Source organism: Microcoleus sp. Pol8_D6 (assembly GCF_036700965.1).
Classification (GTDB): Bacteria; Cyanobacteriota; Cyanobacteriia; order Cyanobacteriales; family Microcoleaceae; genus Microcoleus.
In genome coordinates, this window is sequence record NZ_JAUBPW010000105.1 from 1 (window position 1) to 15,463 (window position 15,463).

13 protein-coding genes are annotated in these 15,463 nt (G+C 46.5%); 7 read left to right on the forward strand and 6 right to left on the reverse strand.

Going from position 1 to position 15,463, the window contains the following annotated elements; all coding sequences use genetic code 11:
* Both QUA10_RS27160 and QUA10_RS27170 read right to left on the reverse strand, forming a co-directional pair.
* The coding region (locus QUA10_RS27160) for a serine/threonine-protein kinase PknK (RefSeq protein WP_333086434.1) at positions 1 to 2,535 on the reverse strand (2,535 nt) is incomplete at its 3' end.
* A gap of 1,084 nt (positions 2,536 to 3,619) precedes the next feature.
* Positions 3,620 to 4,012 (reverse strand): hypothetical protein, encoded by a 393-nt coding sequence (locus QUA10_RS27170; protein ID WP_333057711.1) that lies wholly within the window; start codon positions 4,010 to 4,012, stop codon positions 3,620 to 3,622.
* A 444-nt stretch (positions 4,013 to 4,456) separates the two neighbouring features.
* On the opposite strand from QUA10_RS27170, the gene chlP reads away from it, so the two are divergent.
* Positions 4,457 to 5,677 (forward strand): geranylgeranyl reductase, encoded by a 1,221-nt coding sequence (gene chlP / locus QUA10_RS27175; protein WP_333085489.1) that lies wholly within the window; start codon positions 4,457 to 4,459, stop codon positions 5,675 to 5,677.
* 134 nt (positions 5,678 to 5,811) lie between these two features.
* Here chlP and QUA10_RS27180 read toward each other — a convergent pair whose 3' ends face one another.
* Positions 5,812 to 6,354, reverse strand: coding sequence for a Dps family protein (locus tag QUA10_RS27180; RefSeq protein WP_333085490.1), 543 nt, complete (start codon positions 6,352 to 6,354; stop codon positions 5,812 to 5,814).
* A gap of 355 nt (positions 6,355 to 6,709) precedes the next feature.
* Between QUA10_RS27180 and QUA10_RS27185 the strand changes: the two genes are divergently transcribed.
* From QUA10_RS27185 to QUA10_RS27195, 3 genes are all read left to right on the forward strand, one after another.
* Positions 6,710 to 6,955, forward strand: a complete 246-nt coding sequence (locus QUA10_RS27185) for an Asr1405/Asl0597 family protein (protein ID WP_333085491.1) — start codon at positions 6,710 to 6,712, stop codon at positions 6,953 to 6,955.
* 73 nt (positions 6,956 to 7,028) lie between these two features.
* The gene (locus QUA10_RS27190; RefSeq protein WP_333085492.1) at positions 7,029 to 7,691 is read left to right on the forward strand and encodes a (2Fe-2S) ferredoxin domain-containing protein; all 663 of its coding nucleotides are present in this window, start codon (positions 7,029 to 7,031) and stop codon (positions 7,689 to 7,691) included.
* 152 nt (positions 7,692 to 7,843) lie between these two features.
* Positions 7,844 to 9,175, forward strand: a complete 1,332-nt coding sequence (locus QUA10_RS27195) for a hypothetical protein (RefSeq protein WP_333085494.1) — start codon at positions 7,844 to 7,846, stop codon at positions 9,173 to 9,175.
* 38 nt (positions 9,176 to 9,213) lie between these two features.
* On the opposite strand, the gene QUA10_RS27200 is transcribed toward QUA10_RS27195, so the two are convergent.
* Entirely contained in the window at positions 9,214 to 11,376 is a 2,163-nt protein-coding gene (locus QUA10_RS27200) for a flavin-dependent dehydrogenase (protein ID WP_333085495.1), read from the reverse strand.
* Between the two features lie 193 nt (positions 11,377 to 11,569).
* On the opposite strand from QUA10_RS27200, the gene QUA10_RS27205 reads away from it, so the two are divergent.
* Both QUA10_RS27205 and QUA10_RS27210 read left to right on the forward strand, forming a co-directional pair.
* Positions 11,570 to 11,803 (forward strand): hypothetical protein, encoded by a 234-nt coding sequence (locus tag QUA10_RS27205; RefSeq protein ID WP_190662685.1) that lies wholly within the window; start codon positions 11,570 to 11,572, stop codon positions 11,801 to 11,803.
* A 46-nt stretch (positions 11,804 to 11,849) separates the two neighbouring features.
* Positions 11,850 to 12,413, forward strand: a complete 564-nt coding sequence (locus tag QUA10_RS27210; RefSeq protein WP_333085496.1) for a Uma2 family endonuclease — start codon at positions 11,850 to 11,852, stop codon at positions 12,411 to 12,413.
* A 129-nt stretch (positions 12,414 to 12,542) separates the two neighbouring features.
* Here the strand turns inward: QUA10_RS27210 and QUA10_RS27215 are convergent, their stop codons facing one another.
* Positions 12,543 to 13,622, reverse strand: a complete 1,080-nt coding sequence (locus QUA10_RS27215; protein ID WP_333085497.1) for a M23 family metallopeptidase — start codon at positions 13,620 to 13,622, stop codon at positions 12,543 to 12,545.
* A gap of 160 nt (positions 13,623 to 13,782) precedes the next feature.
* On the opposite strand from QUA10_RS27215, the gene QUA10_RS27220 reads away from it, so the two are divergent.
* Complete coding sequence (locus QUA10_RS27220) at positions 13,783 to 14,484, forward strand: phosphatase PAP2 family protein (RefSeq protein ID WP_333085498.1); 702 nt, start codon at positions 13,783 to 13,785, stop codon at positions 14,482 to 14,484.
* Positions 14,485 to 14,495: 11 nt separating this feature from the next.
* On the opposite strand, the gene QUA10_RS27225 is transcribed toward QUA10_RS27220, so the two are convergent.
* A partial coding sequence (locus QUA10_RS27225) for an aspartoacylase (protein ID WP_445243609.1) occupies positions 14,496 to 15,463 on the reverse strand: 968 nt, incomplete at its 5' end.

Genomic DNA, 15,463 nt, shown 5'->3' on the forward strand with positions numbered 1-15,463 from the left:
AGCGGCAATTTTAATTTCGTAAATTTTAACTCGATCTAAAATTGTTTGGGCTTCTTGCAAAACCAGTGCTGCCATCTTTTCCATACCATCAAAATCACCATTCAAATAGGCAGCTTCAGCAGCAGCAACATAGAGATTTAGTGTCAATTCATATTGAGTTTGCCAGCAGTTGACTGTCAGTAGCTCAATTCCCATTTGTAGATAGATATTTGCCGCAGCGTAGGCGGTAGAATTTCTAGCCTTACGTCCAGCTTCTAAGTTGAGTTGGGCTAAGGCTGAGCGTTCACTTAATTGATGAATTAACTCAATTCCTTGATTTAAATGCCCGACAATATCAAAAATTTTTTCTTCTATTTCTATCTCGGAAGAACTTTGTAGCAGTAACTGTCCTATTTTTAGATGAGTGGCTTGTTTTTGGTCGTCGGGAATCAATGAATAAGCTGCTTGCTGGACGCGATCGTGCAGGAACTTATAAGTGGGATTAGCAACAGACTGATTCGGGGATTGAGCATCTGCTTGAATGAAGTTATAGCCTTCGGAAATCACTAAAATGAGTCCTTCTTGCAAGGCTTTCCACAGCGCTGATGCCGTTTCTTCTGGTAATTCTTCGCTGACTATTGCCAATGTCTCTAAATCAAACTGCGCCCCAATGCAAGCCGCCAACTTGAGAACATCCTGAGTTTCGGCAGGCAACTTCTGCAATTGCACCGCCATAAACTCCACCACATCCGAGGCGTCGGCAAATTTAACTTGATTAAGATCGCACTGCCACCCCCCTTTACTGGCCCTCTTACTCAGAGGCGATTGAGGGGGGTTAAAAATAATTTGACCATCTTCATGCAACGCCTTGAGGAATTGAGTCGAGAAAAACGGATTACCTTGGGTTTTTTGATAAACCAATTCTGTCAAAGGTTGAGCAAAAGATAAATCGCAAATCAGCGTATCTGCTACCAACTGATTGAGATCTGCTAAACTCAACGGTTGCAGGGTAATCGTATTCACCACTGCCCCAGACTTCACAATCTCATCCACAGTCAACATAAACGGATGAGCCGGTGATACCTCATTATCCCGATAAGCACCCAATACTAACAGATGCCCCGTATCTTCCATCAATAGTTGTAATAACTTCAAAGATGCTGAATCTGCCCACTGCAAATCGTCCAGAAACATCACCAAGGGATGTTCTGCTTGGGTAAATACTTGCACAAATTTCTGCATCAGCAGATTGAAGCGATTTTGTGCTGCACTCCCCGACAATTCTAGTGCAGGACTTTGAGGGCCAATGATGTGTTCTAATTCAGGAATTACGTCAATCAACACTTGCCCGCTCTCGCCTACTGCGGTGAGAATCAGGGTTTTCCATCTGTGTAACTGAGCGTCACTTTCTGATAACAATTGTCCCATCAGTTCCCGAAATGCTTGCACAAATGCACTGAAGGGGATATTGCGCTGGAATTGGTCGTATTTGCCTTTGATAAAATAGCCACGCTGTCGGGCGATCGGCTTGTGGACTTCGTTTACTACTGCGGTTTTACCAATCCCGGAAAAGCCAGCTACTAACATCATTTCGGCACTAGCATTACGAACTCTTTCAAAGGCTGCTAATAGATGATCAACTTCTGTTTCTCTGCCGTATAAGTTTTCGGGAATCAGGAAATGATCTGTAAGGTCCAGCGTTCCCAAGTCAAATTCTTCTATGCTATCGGTTTCTTGTAATTGAACCAGACACATTTCTAAGTCCTGCTTAATACCCAATGCAGTTTGGTAGCGATTTTCCGCATTTTTTGCCATCAGCTTGCTGACAATTTGGGAGACAATTAGGGGAATTTCTGGCTTGATTTCGTGCGCGGGAACTGGTTGTCTGGCAATGTGGCAGTGAACTAGCTCTAAAGCGTCTTCTGTCTCAAAAGGCAGTTTTCCTGTCAGTAATTCGTAGAAGGTGACGCCGAGGGAATAAAAGTCAGTGCGGTAATCGATAGAGCGATTCATCCTACCAGTTTGTTCCGGCGAGATGTAAGCGAGGGTTCCTTCTAAAACGTTGGGATTTTTCAGGGTTGGCATTTCTCGCGTTAGCTGAGTGGAAATGCCAAAGTCGATAATTTTGAGCTGTCCCGTTTCCGGGTTATAAACAATATTTGAGGGGTTAATATCTTTGTGGATGATTTTGGCCCTGTGAATTTGCCCTAAAGTTTCAGTGGCTGCGATCGCCAGGATCAGAAACTCCTTGAGGCTAAACTTTCGCTGCTGCATCCATATTTTCAAGGATTCCCCGCCAAAGTCCTCCACAAAAATCACGAGGCTATTTTGGTATTTTTGCAAGTCATAAACTTGCACGACTCCCGCCTCTTTCAGCTCTCGGGTGATACGGTATTCGGTGCGGTAGCGTAGCAATTCTTGAGGTGTCGGGTAGCTCTCTTTGAGCAGTTTGAGGATGAGCGGTTGGCGATCCGCTTCCCGAAGGGCCCGATAAACCAGAGAGTTAGCACTTTCGTAAAGCAGCTTCTGGACGGCAATGCCTGGAATGGACAGCATATTTATTTTTCTGGTAAAAATTAACGCGCAGTCAAAACACACCCGGTTCGTTGTGTCAAGAATAGCGCTTTAGAAAGGAACAAATTATGTTTTTATAACACACTCTTAGTTTTTCGGCAGGGAAGTGGCTTTCAGGTGGTCTGAGAGAGTAAGGGTAAGGAGTTATCATGCGACGAATCTAAGCCTTGTTAATTTTCAACTCCATGAATTGTCTCCGTTTCGGTTCTCCAAACATCGTTAAAACTTGTCCCACCTCCAGCGCTAAGCAAAATTTTAAATGTATATATTGTCACAGGCAGTTTGTTTAAAACCCCAGACATCAAAGGATTTCAGAACAAACAAAAAAATTGAGAGATCAGCTTTTATTAGAAAAAATATCTTGAGTCGCGATTGTCAAAGTCACGAGGGTGTCCCCCCGCTGGTTCCAATACTATGTGTTTTTCAACAATTAGCATCAGTCCCCCGGAAAGTTCAAGTAAAGTCAAAAAACCAAGGCAAGCTAACGATGCAACATGATGAAATGTAGTCGTTTGTAGGCAATAAGGGAAGCAGTGGAAAGAGCTGCCAATTGATGCCTTAAGCAAAGAAATTCTAGGGGTTTATAGCAATCCTACATGAGTCGTAAATTTTTCACCCCACCCCAACCCTCCCCTTAGTAAGGGGAGGGAGTAAGAAATTCACAAATGATGCGAGGATGGCTATATATAGGAAGTCTAGTTGAAATGGGTGCTAAAGGTTTTTGGGATGCCCTCCCAGGAGTTTACAGACAATGTGCCGTCTATTATACAGATTTTTGGGTCGCATATAAAAAAGTTTTGCCTCCCCAGCGACACAAATCAGTCGGGAAAGATACGGGCAAAACTTCTGATATCGAAAGATGCAAGAACTCCCTGATGTACAGGATATCTCGCTATTGTGGTAAGAAAGAGTCTTTCCTAATCTAAAAAGCTCTCAAATCATGTGGGAGCTTTGTGGTATTTTATTCATCAATACAACGCTTCTTTATCCCTAAAAGGATTAAGAATTTTTCCTTGCTATGCAGGACTACCAGACTTTGTTCTGATGATTTTGGAGATTCATTTATCTACTTCCGCTTACCCTTCCCCGCTACAAACTCCCGCAGCCGGAGTAAACTAGCGGTTTGCCCCAAATTCAGCGGCAGCAGCGACACTCCCTCCAAGCGAGACTGCACCCAACCGTCGCCCCAATACCACTCGTGAAACCCGTCAATTCCCTGACTCAATAACAGCCGCAGACAATTGTGCTCAACAATATCAACGTGATGCTGAACTGCCACGGGGCCCAGCCAACTTGTAAAGGTCAAACCTTGAGCAAATTCTTCCGGCAAACCGCTAGACAACTGCTGCGGCCACAGCCACTGCTGCAATTGACTCGGACGCAACAAGCTGTCTCTAATCGCTGTTTCGGAAGCTTCAAGCTCAATCCGCAGGTTGCTTTGTTGAAAATTACCGAGCATAAGAATTTTAGATATAACTGCAAGTAACTTTAATGTAACTTATTGGACTGGTTCTAACCTCTTATCGGCGGGCAAGATGCCCACCCCACAAGCAGAAAATTTATCTGTTGTGGAACAGGCCGGAAAGCCTGTTCATGTCCGGGCGGGCTAGGAGCAACGGCCCACAAGCAGAAAATTCACTCTTTGTGGAACAGGCCGGAAAGCCTGTTCTTAGAAAATAGTGCAAAATGTTCGATCGCACATCACCGTCCATCCACCTTCATCTACACTGAAAAATTTAAGATCTTCGATCGCACCCATCGCCCCAGACCCGATTTTCGTATCGAACTGTTAAGCTCTGTTTCATTTCATTGAAATCTCCCCAGCTTCACCCCACCGCATCCAAAGTCCGTGATACCATCACACCTGAGTAATGCCTATAGAAAAAAACTGGAGAGAAAAGCTTTGACACTAAGGGTTGCAGTAGTAGGTTCAGGCCCTGCGGGTTCTTCCGCCGCCGAAACATTGGTAAAAGCAGGCATCGAAACATACCTATTCGAGCGTAAATTAGACAACGCGAAACCCTGCGGTGGGGCGATTCCCCTGTGCATGGTCAGCGAATTTGACTTGCCACAAAGTATTATTGACCGCCAAGTCAGAAAAATGAAAATGATCTCCCCCTCCAACGTCGAGGTGGACATCAATATTGAAAACGCACATGAATACATCGGTATGTGCCGCCGTGAAGTGCTCGATGGCTTCATGCGCGATCGCGCCGCTTCCTTGGGTGCGAAACTGATTAACGGCACCGTTCACAAATTAGAGATTCCCGCCAACAACACAGACCCCTATACTCTCCACTATGCCGACCACTCCGACGGCAGCGCAATGGGAATTCAGAAAACTCTGAAGGTGGATTTAGTAATCGGGGCTGACGGCGCTAACTCCCGCGTAGCAAAGGCGATCGACGCTGGCGACTACAATTATGCGATCGCCTTCCAAGAGCGCATCCGCCTGCCAGAAGATAAAATGGCTTACTACGAAGACTTAGCCGAAATGTATGTCGGCGACGACGTATCTACCGACTTCTACGCTTGGGTGTTCCCCAAATACGACCACGTAGCCGTTGGTACCGGCACGATGAAAGTCAATCAAGCCAGCATCAAAAAGCTGCAAGCAGGCGTTCGCGCCCGCGCTGCCAAAAAACTGATGGGCGGTGAGATTATTAAAGTAGAAGCTCACCCCATCCCGGAACATCCGCGTCCCCGCCGGGTTGTCGGCCGAGTTGCTCTCGTAGGCGATGCCGCAGGTTATGTTACCAAGTCTTCTGGCGAAGGTATCTATTTTGCCGCTAAGTCTGGCCGGATGTGCGCCGAAACTATTGTGGAGATTTCCAATAAAGGCGCGCGCATTCCGACTGAAGAGGAAATTAAGATTTACCTGAAGCGGTGGGATAAAGCCTACGGCATTACTTACAAAGTTCTGGACATTTTGCAGCGCGTGTTCTACCGTTCCGACGCTACTCGCGAAGCTTTTGTGGAAATGTGTGCCGATCGCGATGTGCAAAAACTCACATTCGATAGCTACTTGTATAAGACAGTAGTACCGGCCAATCCCTTCATTCAGATGAAGATTACTGCCAAAACCATTGGTAGCTTGTTGCGCGGCAATGCTTTAGCGCCTTAATTCCCTGCGGTTTAAACGCACTTTGTATAAAAAAGCGGGCAGTTTTGTGACTGCCCGCTTTTTTTTGATCTAAGATAACGAACCGCGAAGGCGCTAAGGGCGCGAAGCAAGAGGAAGAGGAAGAAGAAGAATTGTTAGTTCAAGTTCAATTGCACTAAGGTATCGGGGGCGAGGAAGTGGGAAATGTGATAAGCTCGCTCTTCTGTTTTTAGCAGGATTTTTTCGTAGAGGTAGCGGGTAGCTCGATCGCCCAAACTTTCTGCTTGTCCTGCTTGACGCCGCAGCAAACCGAGGATAGCTTGCTCTGCTGCCAAATCGTGTTCCAGCATTTGGCGACAGGAATATACGCCGTCGGCTTCCGGATCAAAACAGCACAGCTCGGCTAACTTGCTAAAGCTAGCTGCCGGTATGCCACCCAACCCGTTTAACCGTTCGCCCAACTCGTGGACGCTATCTTGAGCTTCTCCGTAGCTTTCTTCAAAGAATTTGTGCAAGGAGTAAAATTCTGCCCCTTCCACCACAAAATGATGTTTTTGATATTGCAGGTATAGAGCCTGAAAACTGGCTAGCAGCGCGTTCATTCCTTCACAAATCGGTGCTGTGACTGAATGTTCCAGTAGAACTGGGTTTTCGGCTATGTGGCCAAACGGTCTCAATGCACTCTGAGTCTCAGCCATGTGTGTTCTCCTCTCAATAGGCAGTTTTGTTGCCAATAGAGTCAGTCTAGCACTGTAAATTTACCAGTCAAGCAGCGTCTGCCTCGATAGTAGAAGATTTTATAGAGTAGGAAATTTTTTTTGTAAACCTATTGAGAATTATTAGCAGTTGGGTTATGCTTGAACAAGATCCTCGTTATGAACGCTTCCTGAAAGTGGGGCGAACCTTCTGAAGGCAGAAGGCAGAGGGCAAAAGGCAGAATTTTTCAGGAAGGGCTTTTGATCATCTTTGATGTTCTGCTGAAATCTGGCTTTTAACTTCTACCCGCTACCATTGAGGGTAAAACTTAATGCAAATTATTACTGTTGTTACAAAATGAATCCAGCAGATCCAGAATTAGAAGTTTGTGACATTGTGCAAGTTAGTTGGCTAGATAGGTGGCAAGTTTACAAACGCTTGCAAGAACTAGAAATTCCCTGCTGGTGTGCGGTTGACCAACCTTTGCGGGCAAAAGTCAATACTGTTAAACAAGCGGCTCAGTTAATGAGCGTGTTGAGGCAAGTCAGTGCCCCTCGATGCGAACTCGTGCAGTGGCTGGAATACTGCTGGCAAAGGGGCTAAAGGAAGCAGGAAGTTAGGGAAAGAGCAGCGTACAAGATGTAACGGATGTAACTGATTTAAAGGAGTTATAACAATGTATAAATCTGGCAAGCACGTTTCCGAATTCAACTTAGAGGGAGAAATCCTCGGCTTGATTATTGAAGATGGCTGTAAACTTAAATATTTGCGAATTAGTAGCGATCGCGGAGTAGAATATCTTGTTAAACTTTGCAAGGAATTGCGGGCATTTCTGTCGCCTATTTTGACACCGGGGTTGAGAGTTCAAGTTGTAGGTGAGAAAGAACTCAATTTGAAAAACGGTAAAATAAAACTTAAAGCTCGCAGCCTCAAGCTGGCTCAGGGTAACAACGATCGATCGCCAGAATTGCTCGACTCGACCAATGGGCCTGTTGCGGTATTGACATCCGACGATCGCGCGATCGGCAAAAGCGAATTCACCTCTCCCACTGCGGCTCAAACTGTAAAAGCTCCGGCAAAAACCCAAACCAAAATATTAGTATGTCAAAAATCCGACTGCCTGAAGCGGGGCGCTGGAGGAGTCTGTAAAGCTTTAGAAAATGCTTTGAATGCGCGCGGTTTAGAAGACAAAGTGACTGTACAGGGAACCGGATGTCTCAAACAGTGTAAAGCGGGCCCAAATATAATTGTGATGCCGGACAAAACTCGCTACAGCCGCATTGCACCCGCAGAAGTTCCAGCAATCATTGACAAACATTGTGCAGTTGTTAAAGCTTAGGCGATCGCACGCATACCAAAACAGTGCGTTAGACATCAGGAAAAATTATTTTGATAGGACTCTGGACCAAAAACTCACTGAGGGGCTTCCTTCGGGAGAATATCTAAGGATAGACTGTATCTGAGACCCTGTGAGTATTGGGATAAAAAGCCATGTCAGAAGCTGATCTTCGAGCCCATCAGCACCAACCGTACCCTGCTGTTCCATCCGATACCGAACCATTTCAGTCAGATTTTGCTGCTGCTGGGGGTTTTGAGCCGATCGCCCCCGATGCGACAGACACTCCCGCAACGGTTCCCCAACAGCCAGAAGAAGACTGGCAAACAGTAGATTTTCCCAACGCCATCAGCGTAGATGCAATTCCCACAACACCTGAAACAAAAAATTCGCCCTCTCTGACACAGCCAACTGAGGCGGGCTCGCCCCCGATTTCAGAGAATCTAAAAAATATGCTTGGGAATGCCGAACAGGCCAAAGGCAAAGGATCAACCCCAGTCACCCTCATGCAAGCGCTGCACGAATGCAACCGCGACCTTTTGCAGCGCATCGCCCAGCTAGAAACAGCTCTTGAAGAGTCCCAAAAAACCTTGCAGAATCGCGAAGCTTTGCTAGAACAGCGGACTGCAGAACTCGAAAATACTCAAGAACAATTGACGCGGCTGTTTGGCAAAGTGGAAGTTTCCCATCAAACCCTCCAAAGTCAAGAAATTTTAGTAGAAAATTTAAGAAGTCAGTTGGCAACCAGCCAAGTCAGGCTAGCGACTGTTGAGCGAGAATGTGCGTCTACTGTGCAGCGCTACAACGAACAGTTACAGCAGTTAGTAGCAACAGAAAATATTTGCAGGGAATTGCGAGCCCGCTTGCACCGCCAGCAGCGCCACACTCTGCAATTCAAAGCTGCCTTGGAAAGAAGTTTGGACAGGCCGCAGGTAAAGTCACCGAGGATTGAGCCGCCTGACAATAATCTGGACACCGCCAGCGCACAATTAGAATCTTTGCTCGCGGCGGTCAAAAGCTCTCAGATGCCGGTGCCGCCAGCCTTCAACGCTTCCCCTGTCCAACCTTGGTCGGAACCAGAAGAGCTTCCAGAGGTAGCCGCTGCTGTTGAGGCGATCGAGCCTGAAGCCCCAGCCAATCTGGAACTCAACAAATTAGCCGAAGTATCCGGCATTCAATTGCAGAAGAGCGAAACCTACCAACCTGATGAGCCGGCAACAGACTCGGCCGAACCGGTTGCGGAACCTGAACTGCCAATGGCTGAGCCTGAACCCGAAACTGCTACCAAAGTGGACGCCCAAGAATTGGCCAGGGCTTTTCAAATTTTGAACTCTGTTGAAACCTTTGGCATTCAAGAAGTGCGATCGAGTGTGGCAAAACCTACAGCAGTCCCCCAACCAGACTGGCTGAGCTTGATTGCCAGTCCGCTGCGGGCTTCTAAAAAACGCCGATCGCTAGCTGAAATTGAATTGCCGAGTTTTCGATAGCGAACTGAAGTTGCTAGTTTTGAGTCCACACTCAAAACTCAACACTCTTTTCTCCCCTTTCCCATGCCATAGGTGAGAGCATAGCTGGTAGCCAACAGCCACAGCCAAACAGCCGGATACCGGGGTTCCAACCAAGGCTGTACCCTGCGGGCGAAGCTGGGAAGCCATCCGAAGAGCAAACTGGCCAAAGCCAACAGAGTAAAATTCAAGTAACTTCCCAGCCAGCGCCAAATATCCCCCAAGGTGACAAAATCTAAAATCCACAAGAGGAGAGAAGGGTTTTTTCCGGCTGCTTCGATCGCCAGTCGATTGAAAGTTAGCCAGTCGGTTCTGTCTTTAATAAAAGTTTCAGCTACGGCGAGTTTTTGTGCTGCCAAAATACCGAAAAAGGTATTGAGAATTGAATTAATTCTTTGAGGTGGCAAACTGCTCCCGGTAGGAACCATCATGCCTTTAGAAAATAGCCAAGTTACTGAAACATTGCTCTGGTAGGCGCGAATTTGGTTTAAGTGATTTGCCGTCAGCAAATTGTGCTTTAAAGCTGTATCCAACAGGTCTGTTAAGCGGAAAAGATTGCGGACAAGGGAGCCGAAGCCTGTGAAAACGAGGGGAGATTGCAGAGATGCTGCGTCGCCGATCGAGACTAGGCGATCGATCGCCACAGAGCGATCACCGCTGTTGCTGCTAAAATGCCCCGGAATATAACCAAAGGTCGGTTTTTTCCACACCAATTTATCGACATCGCAGCGACGGTATTCCGGCAAAATTGCGAAAAAATCCTCGTACATTTCCAGCAAAGAACCGGGGTTCTCTGGATGTACTTGGTGGTAGTGAAATAGATAAACTGTCAGTTCTGTGCCGGCGCCAGGAAACAACTCCCAAATGAGCTGGCGTCCGCGGGAAACGTCCCCGTGAGTGTGGAGTACATCCCCGTACTCGGAATCCCATACTCCCGGCTCAAATCCTCCGTCGATGACTGCTCCCACTGTCGGACAAACGCTGTCAAAAGTGCGCCCTTCGTTCAATTGCCAAGCGATGGGAGAAGCCGAACCCATTGCATCCACCAGCAGCCTTCCTAATGCAGTGCGATCGGCTTTGGTCGGCAAGTGGTGGCCTTGAACTACTACTTTTTCCGCTGCAACATCGGCTCTAACAAAGTCAGTTTCGTCCCAGATTTCTCCACCAGCTTCTGTTAGCTTAACTCCCGCTAAATTCAGCAACTTCTCCCCGTCCAAAGCTACATTGAGTACCTTTGGTGTGTGCAGAACTGGTGCTTGAGCCACGGGTGGATTGTTAGCATCAAAAAACTTGTTGTAGCCATCTTTGTATTCTCTGGCAATCAAAGTTTCTATTTCTGCAGCAGTAAATAAACCCAAATCAATTAAGCTTTGAATTTCGTCCCGTGAAATATTCCACTCGCGATTCATTCGCCCGAAAGGCATTCGTTCAACTAGCAGCACCCGGTAGCCCAATCTCGCCATGACTGCGGCGTGAATCACTCCCAAGGCCCCGCCAATATAAATTAAGTCATAAAAAGTATCCCCAACATCCGACACCGAAACTGTACTTTTTACCTTCTTCTTAACATCCGTTACATCCGTTACATCCGTTACAGAATCCGTTGCCGAACCCTCTTCCTTCAAAAACACTACTTGTTTTGGCGTTTGAGGATTGCGAGTGCCTTCGCGCCAACGCTGTTCCCACCAGTAGACGCGCTTGAGGTCGTATTCGCCTTGAGGCATTTTTTGGAAGTATTTGACGGTGAGGGGGTAATAGGGGGCAAGAGCATCAAAAATTGACTGTTTGGAGAGGTCTATAACAGGGGGTTCCCGGTAGTGATCGGGAAACTTGTTTCTTACAGCAAGATTCAGAGCTTCCAGGAACTTTTTTTCTCCCGCAGGCGCCTCTTCTAGACGAAAGACTTTTAAATAAGTGGTGCGTTGCAGTGACCAGACAAAGGTGGAAAGTTCTGTCGATCGCCAATTTTGGTTTCCTGAATTGGTGTCAGCCAAGGCGGGTTTTGGATTGGCATTTTGAGTTCCAGACTTCTGAACCTCGGCTGTTGTGGCTGGTGAAAGCAGGCGAAAGCCGTCAGCAGTAATAATTTTTTCTCCGATTCCGGGATCGAATTCGTGCTGCAACCAAGTGCAGACGGCTGCTGTATCCGGTGTCGGGACTTCTAGATAAAGAATTTCTTGCATGATTAGGCTCTCAATTCTGAATAAATTAATAAAGATGGGGGAGTTGACAAGGGAGCAAAGTAGGCTATACTCCCGAATACTTATTGAGTTTTAAATAAGTTTACAATGTTCTCAGATTTTTAGGTTTTCGATCGCTCTTGCTCTCGGTTGGCCCGCAGTGGCTGAATATCTACTCCTTTCGGTATGCACTTCTATGAATTATCCCATTCCTACGAATCCTCAAGAAATGATTGCTTTGCGACAGCAGCCGCTGAATGAAGAATTGGTGGCGTCGGCGATCGCGGGTGTGATTCAAATAGCTCGATCGCGATCTCAGTCTTTGGATGAATTGAAGGCTGAGGTACTCGCCGACGACAATCTGCTCGATTTTGCTCAGAGGCTATGGCTGAGCGACATTGTGGCTCAAGCTTGGAACAATTTGCCTTAGACTAGACTGCTGCTAAAAGATCTACTTCATTAGAGGTGAACTTAAAATGGTACAAACAAGATTAAAATCCTTAACTTTAGAAGAGTTTCTCCAACTACCCGAAACCAAACCTGCCAGCGAATACATTGATAATCAAATTATTCAGAAGCCCATGCCACAGGGGAAACACAGTGCGACTCAATGTGAACTAATTATTTTCATTAACGCTATATTAAAACCCAAAAAAGTTGCACGAGCATTTCCAGAACTCCGGTGTACCTTTGGCGGAAGGTCAACAGTGCCTGATGTTTCAGTATTTGTCTGGAACAGAATTCCCGCCGATGATAACGGCGAAATTGCTAATGTCTTTCCCATAGCTCCTGATTGGACAATTGAGATTTTGTCGCCAGACCCAAGTCAAACTAAAGTTACTAAAAATATTCTGCACTGCTTAAATCATGAAACTCAAATGGGCTGGCTGATCGATCCCGACGAACAATGCGTTTTTGTTTATGTTCCCCAGCAACAGACAGCAGTATTTGATGAACCAGAAATGCTGCTACCTGTGCCGTCCTTCGCTAACGAACTGCGCTTGAGTGTCGGAGAATTATTTGGCTGGCTGCTGAAATAATCTTCGGAAGGAAGAGGGAAGAAGGAAGAAGGAAGAGGGAAGAAGGAAGAGGGAAGAAGGAAGAAGAAAGAGAGTGATTTTGACACGGCTACACGGATTAAATACTGCCAACAGTCAACAGTCAACTAACTAACGCAACTCAACTTCTCGCTTGACTTCTGCCAAAACTCGATCGCCCCGCGTCAATCGGTATTCGGCCCGCCAAACTCCCGGAATCAGAGGAGAATTTGTACTGTTTCTTTTGCCGACATAACCCAACCAAGTGCGGCTGGGGGCTTTAATTTCATTGGTCTGGTCAGCGATGGTTGTGCCGTTGGGTGCAAATAATTTGTATTGTTCGCGATCGCCCTTGAGCACTCCGTAACTTTGCACCCAAAACAACAAAGCTGGACTGTTTGCAGGGAGTTGAGTCTCGGAAAATTGTCCTTCCCAGACAGCGTTCTCGTCCGGCGGCTTATTGGCAAAACCAGCGCGGATTAAACCTGTGGAAATATAGTCTAGAGGCTTGTCCCAAATAGGATTGCGGGCGATGTTGCAGCCTACCTTCGCGTCGGGCCCGACAAACGGATCTACGGGCTTGCCTTGATAGCGAAAAGTTACGTGTACGTGGGGGAAAGATGCCATCCCAGAGTTTCCCACCATGCCCAAAACTGTGCCTTTTTGTACCTGCGTACCCGGTTTGACGGCAACGCTGCCTTTGCGGAGGTGGCAGTATTGGGCTTCCCAACCACCGCCGTGGTCGATTACCATGCCGTTGCCGCATTCTGTGCCTGCGATGCTGGCTTTGTCTGTATCGTTTTGTAAACGCCGATCGACCACACCATCTCGCGATCGCAAAACTTTGCCTGCTGCGGAGGCAATAACTGGCACTCCTTTTGCCATTGCTTTGGCGTCGGGAATGGCAAAATCTGTGCCGTCGTGGCCGTCGTAGGTTTGGCGCCCGCAGCCAAAATCTACGGCGGTGGGGCCGGGTTCTCGATCGAAATACAGCAACACAAAACAGTCTTTTCCTAGGGTACAGTCGATCGGCTGACCGAATTGCGGGTTGTTCGGCTTTTGGGCGACTGCGGTCGAGACGAGACGCTGGGCGATCGTGTGGGCTTCGGCGATCGGGGCATTTACTCCGCTTTTAATAGCACAACTAGAAAGATTTGTCAACCCCACGGCCAACAAAATTGCAGAAATGTGTTTTTTTGATAGTATAGTCATTCGCAGGTTGGAGGTAAAAGCTGAGGTGGGTAGTGAAAAGCCAATTAATCATTCAGAATATAGTTGCCAAAGCATCTAGACGATTGGTAAGGCTTTTTCGTTTCCTATATTTGTTGTATTATTTTGAGTTGGAAATTTAAAATTTTTAATTAATTCAAGAATGCGTTCTAAAATTCGATCGCTCATTTCAATAATTCGGCTGGCCGGGCTTGCTGTTGCGGCTTTGGGGATGTGGGGATTTGCCACCATTGCCGAAGACGTGTTGGAAAAAGAAAGTTACGTTTTCGATACCTCTATTTTACTAGCTCTGAGGCAATTGCACACTCCGTTGCGCGATCAAATAATGCTGGGCTTTACTTTTTTGGGCGAGCCGAAGTTGCTACTCGTGATTTGTCTGATTTTGGGTATTATTTTGCTAGCGCGCAATCACCGATCGGAAGCTGCAACTATTGCGTTCGCCGGTGGGGGAGCGATCGGTTTAAATTTACTGTTAAAAAAACTTTTTGCCCGTGATCGACCTCAACTTTGGGAGCGCGTTGTTAATGTAACATTTTACAGTTTTCCTAGCGGCCACGCAATGATTTCAATGGTTATTTACGGTTTGCTAGGATATTTTTTGGGTGTACGCTTTCCCAAGCAGCGCTGGTCGATTTACAGCTTGACAGTGGTATTAATTGCTGCTATTGGTTTGAGCCGGCTTTACCTAGGAGTTCACTGGCCTACCGATGTTATTGCTGGTTATACGGCTGGTTTGGTGTGGCTGATTACCTGTATTATTACTTTGGAAATATGGAAGGAATTGCGTTCTTTGACTACGGCTTCTAAAGAGGAGTTTTTGTCACCGGAAAATTCTCAAGAATAATTTTTAATCTTCTACTCAAGACTGACTATTAGCTTTTGAGTAAAACACAGGGCAATTCCTTTTTCGTAGTAAGCAGCCTCGTTAATGAAAATCGGATAAACGGTTGATTTACCTTCATACAATACCGACTCACCATCTAAGGTCAAAAACATCGGATCGCCGGGATTTAGGGCTTCATAATCTCTGAATTGCAGATGAGGATGAATCATTGCCTGAATTTCTCGGTTCTCGTTTCTGGGATAGTCGATCGCCCGAATGCTTTGATAAATAGTCAGGGGATTCTTTGCAGCAGGCATTTTGCCTTGATTGTAGGCTTCTACACAGTCTAAGATTGTGCCGACAACTTGCTCAGTTTGCTGAAATAAAGACGCATCCAAGACGCCTTGCGGCACTGCACCAACTTCCAGCGTACCGCCTAATTCGGAAAGCGATCGCAGTAAAGGACTATCATGATTCTTGGTTGCCGAAGCGAGTACCTTGAGGTGGGGATACACAGAGGTTAAATAAGCTGCTAGTTGCAGGTTAAATGGATGATGGCTGGCGAGAATAAATGTTAGCCCCATGTTGGATGTGGTGCTGTGCAAATCGATAATTAAGTTTTGCTGCTGAGTAATATTGGAGCTAAAAATGCCGTAGATTTCTTTCGCCCGCTGCGCTTCATAGCTGGAGAGATGGGGATTTTCTAAATCTTGCTTTCTAAAGCAGCGGTTGAGGTCGATATCGACGTAGCGTGTCCCGATTTCGCAAGCTTTGGGATTGGCTAGCAGGGTGATAGTTTCAAAAGTCGATCGCCCAATTAACTCTGGCGCGCGATCGAATTTCCTCACCAGGTAAATTCCTGTGAGTTCGTTTCCGTGGGTTCCTCCCACTATGGCAACACGTTTAATTTGATTCATAAACAAATAATACCAATTCTCCAAAATTATGCTACAGTATTTAGTGCCGATAGAATATAATCCCATCCCGTGATAGATGCGAT

Bases quoted from the DNA above. Each gene is read 5' to 3' on its own strand.
- QUA10_RS27210 (WP_333085496.1), top strand. From the start codon at position 11,850: ATGGTACAAACAAGATTAAAATCCTTAACTTTAGAAGAGTTTCTCCAA.
- QUA10_RS27195 (WP_333085494.1), top strand. From the start codon at position 7,844: ATGTCAGAAGCTGATCTTCGAGCCCATCAGCACCAACCGTACCCTGCT.
- QUA10_RS27200 (WP_333085495.1), bottom strand. From the start codon at position 11,376: ATGCAAGAAATTCTTTATCTAGAAGTCCCGACACCGGATACAGCAGCC.
- QUA10_RS27185 (WP_333085491.1), top strand. From the start codon at position 6,710: ATGAATCCAGCAGATCCAGAATTAGAAGTTTGTGACATTGTGCAAGTT.
- QUA10_RS27180 (WP_333085490.1), bottom strand. From the start codon at position 6,354: ATGGCTGAGACTCAGAGTGCATTGAGACCGTTTGGCCACATAGCCGAA.
- QUA10_RS27215 (WP_333085497.1), bottom strand. From the start codon at position 13,622: ATGACTATACTATCAAAAAAACACATTTCTGCAATTTTGTTGGCCGTG.
- QUA10_RS27190 (WP_333085492.1), top strand. From the start codon at position 7,029: ATGTATAAATCTGGCAAGCACGTTTCCGAATTCAACTTAGAGGGAGAA.
- QUA10_RS27220 (WP_333085498.1), top strand. From the start codon at position 13,783: ATGCGTTCTAAAATTCGATCGCTCATTTCAATAATTCGGCTGGCCGGG.
- QUA10_RS27170 (WP_333057711.1), bottom strand. From the start codon at position 4,012: ATGCTCGGTAATTTTCAACAAAGCAACCTGCGGATTGAGCTTGAAGCT.
- QUA10_RS27205 (WP_190662685.1), top strand. From the start codon at position 11,570: ATGAATTATCCCATTCCTACGAATCCTCAAGAAATGATTGCTTTGCGA.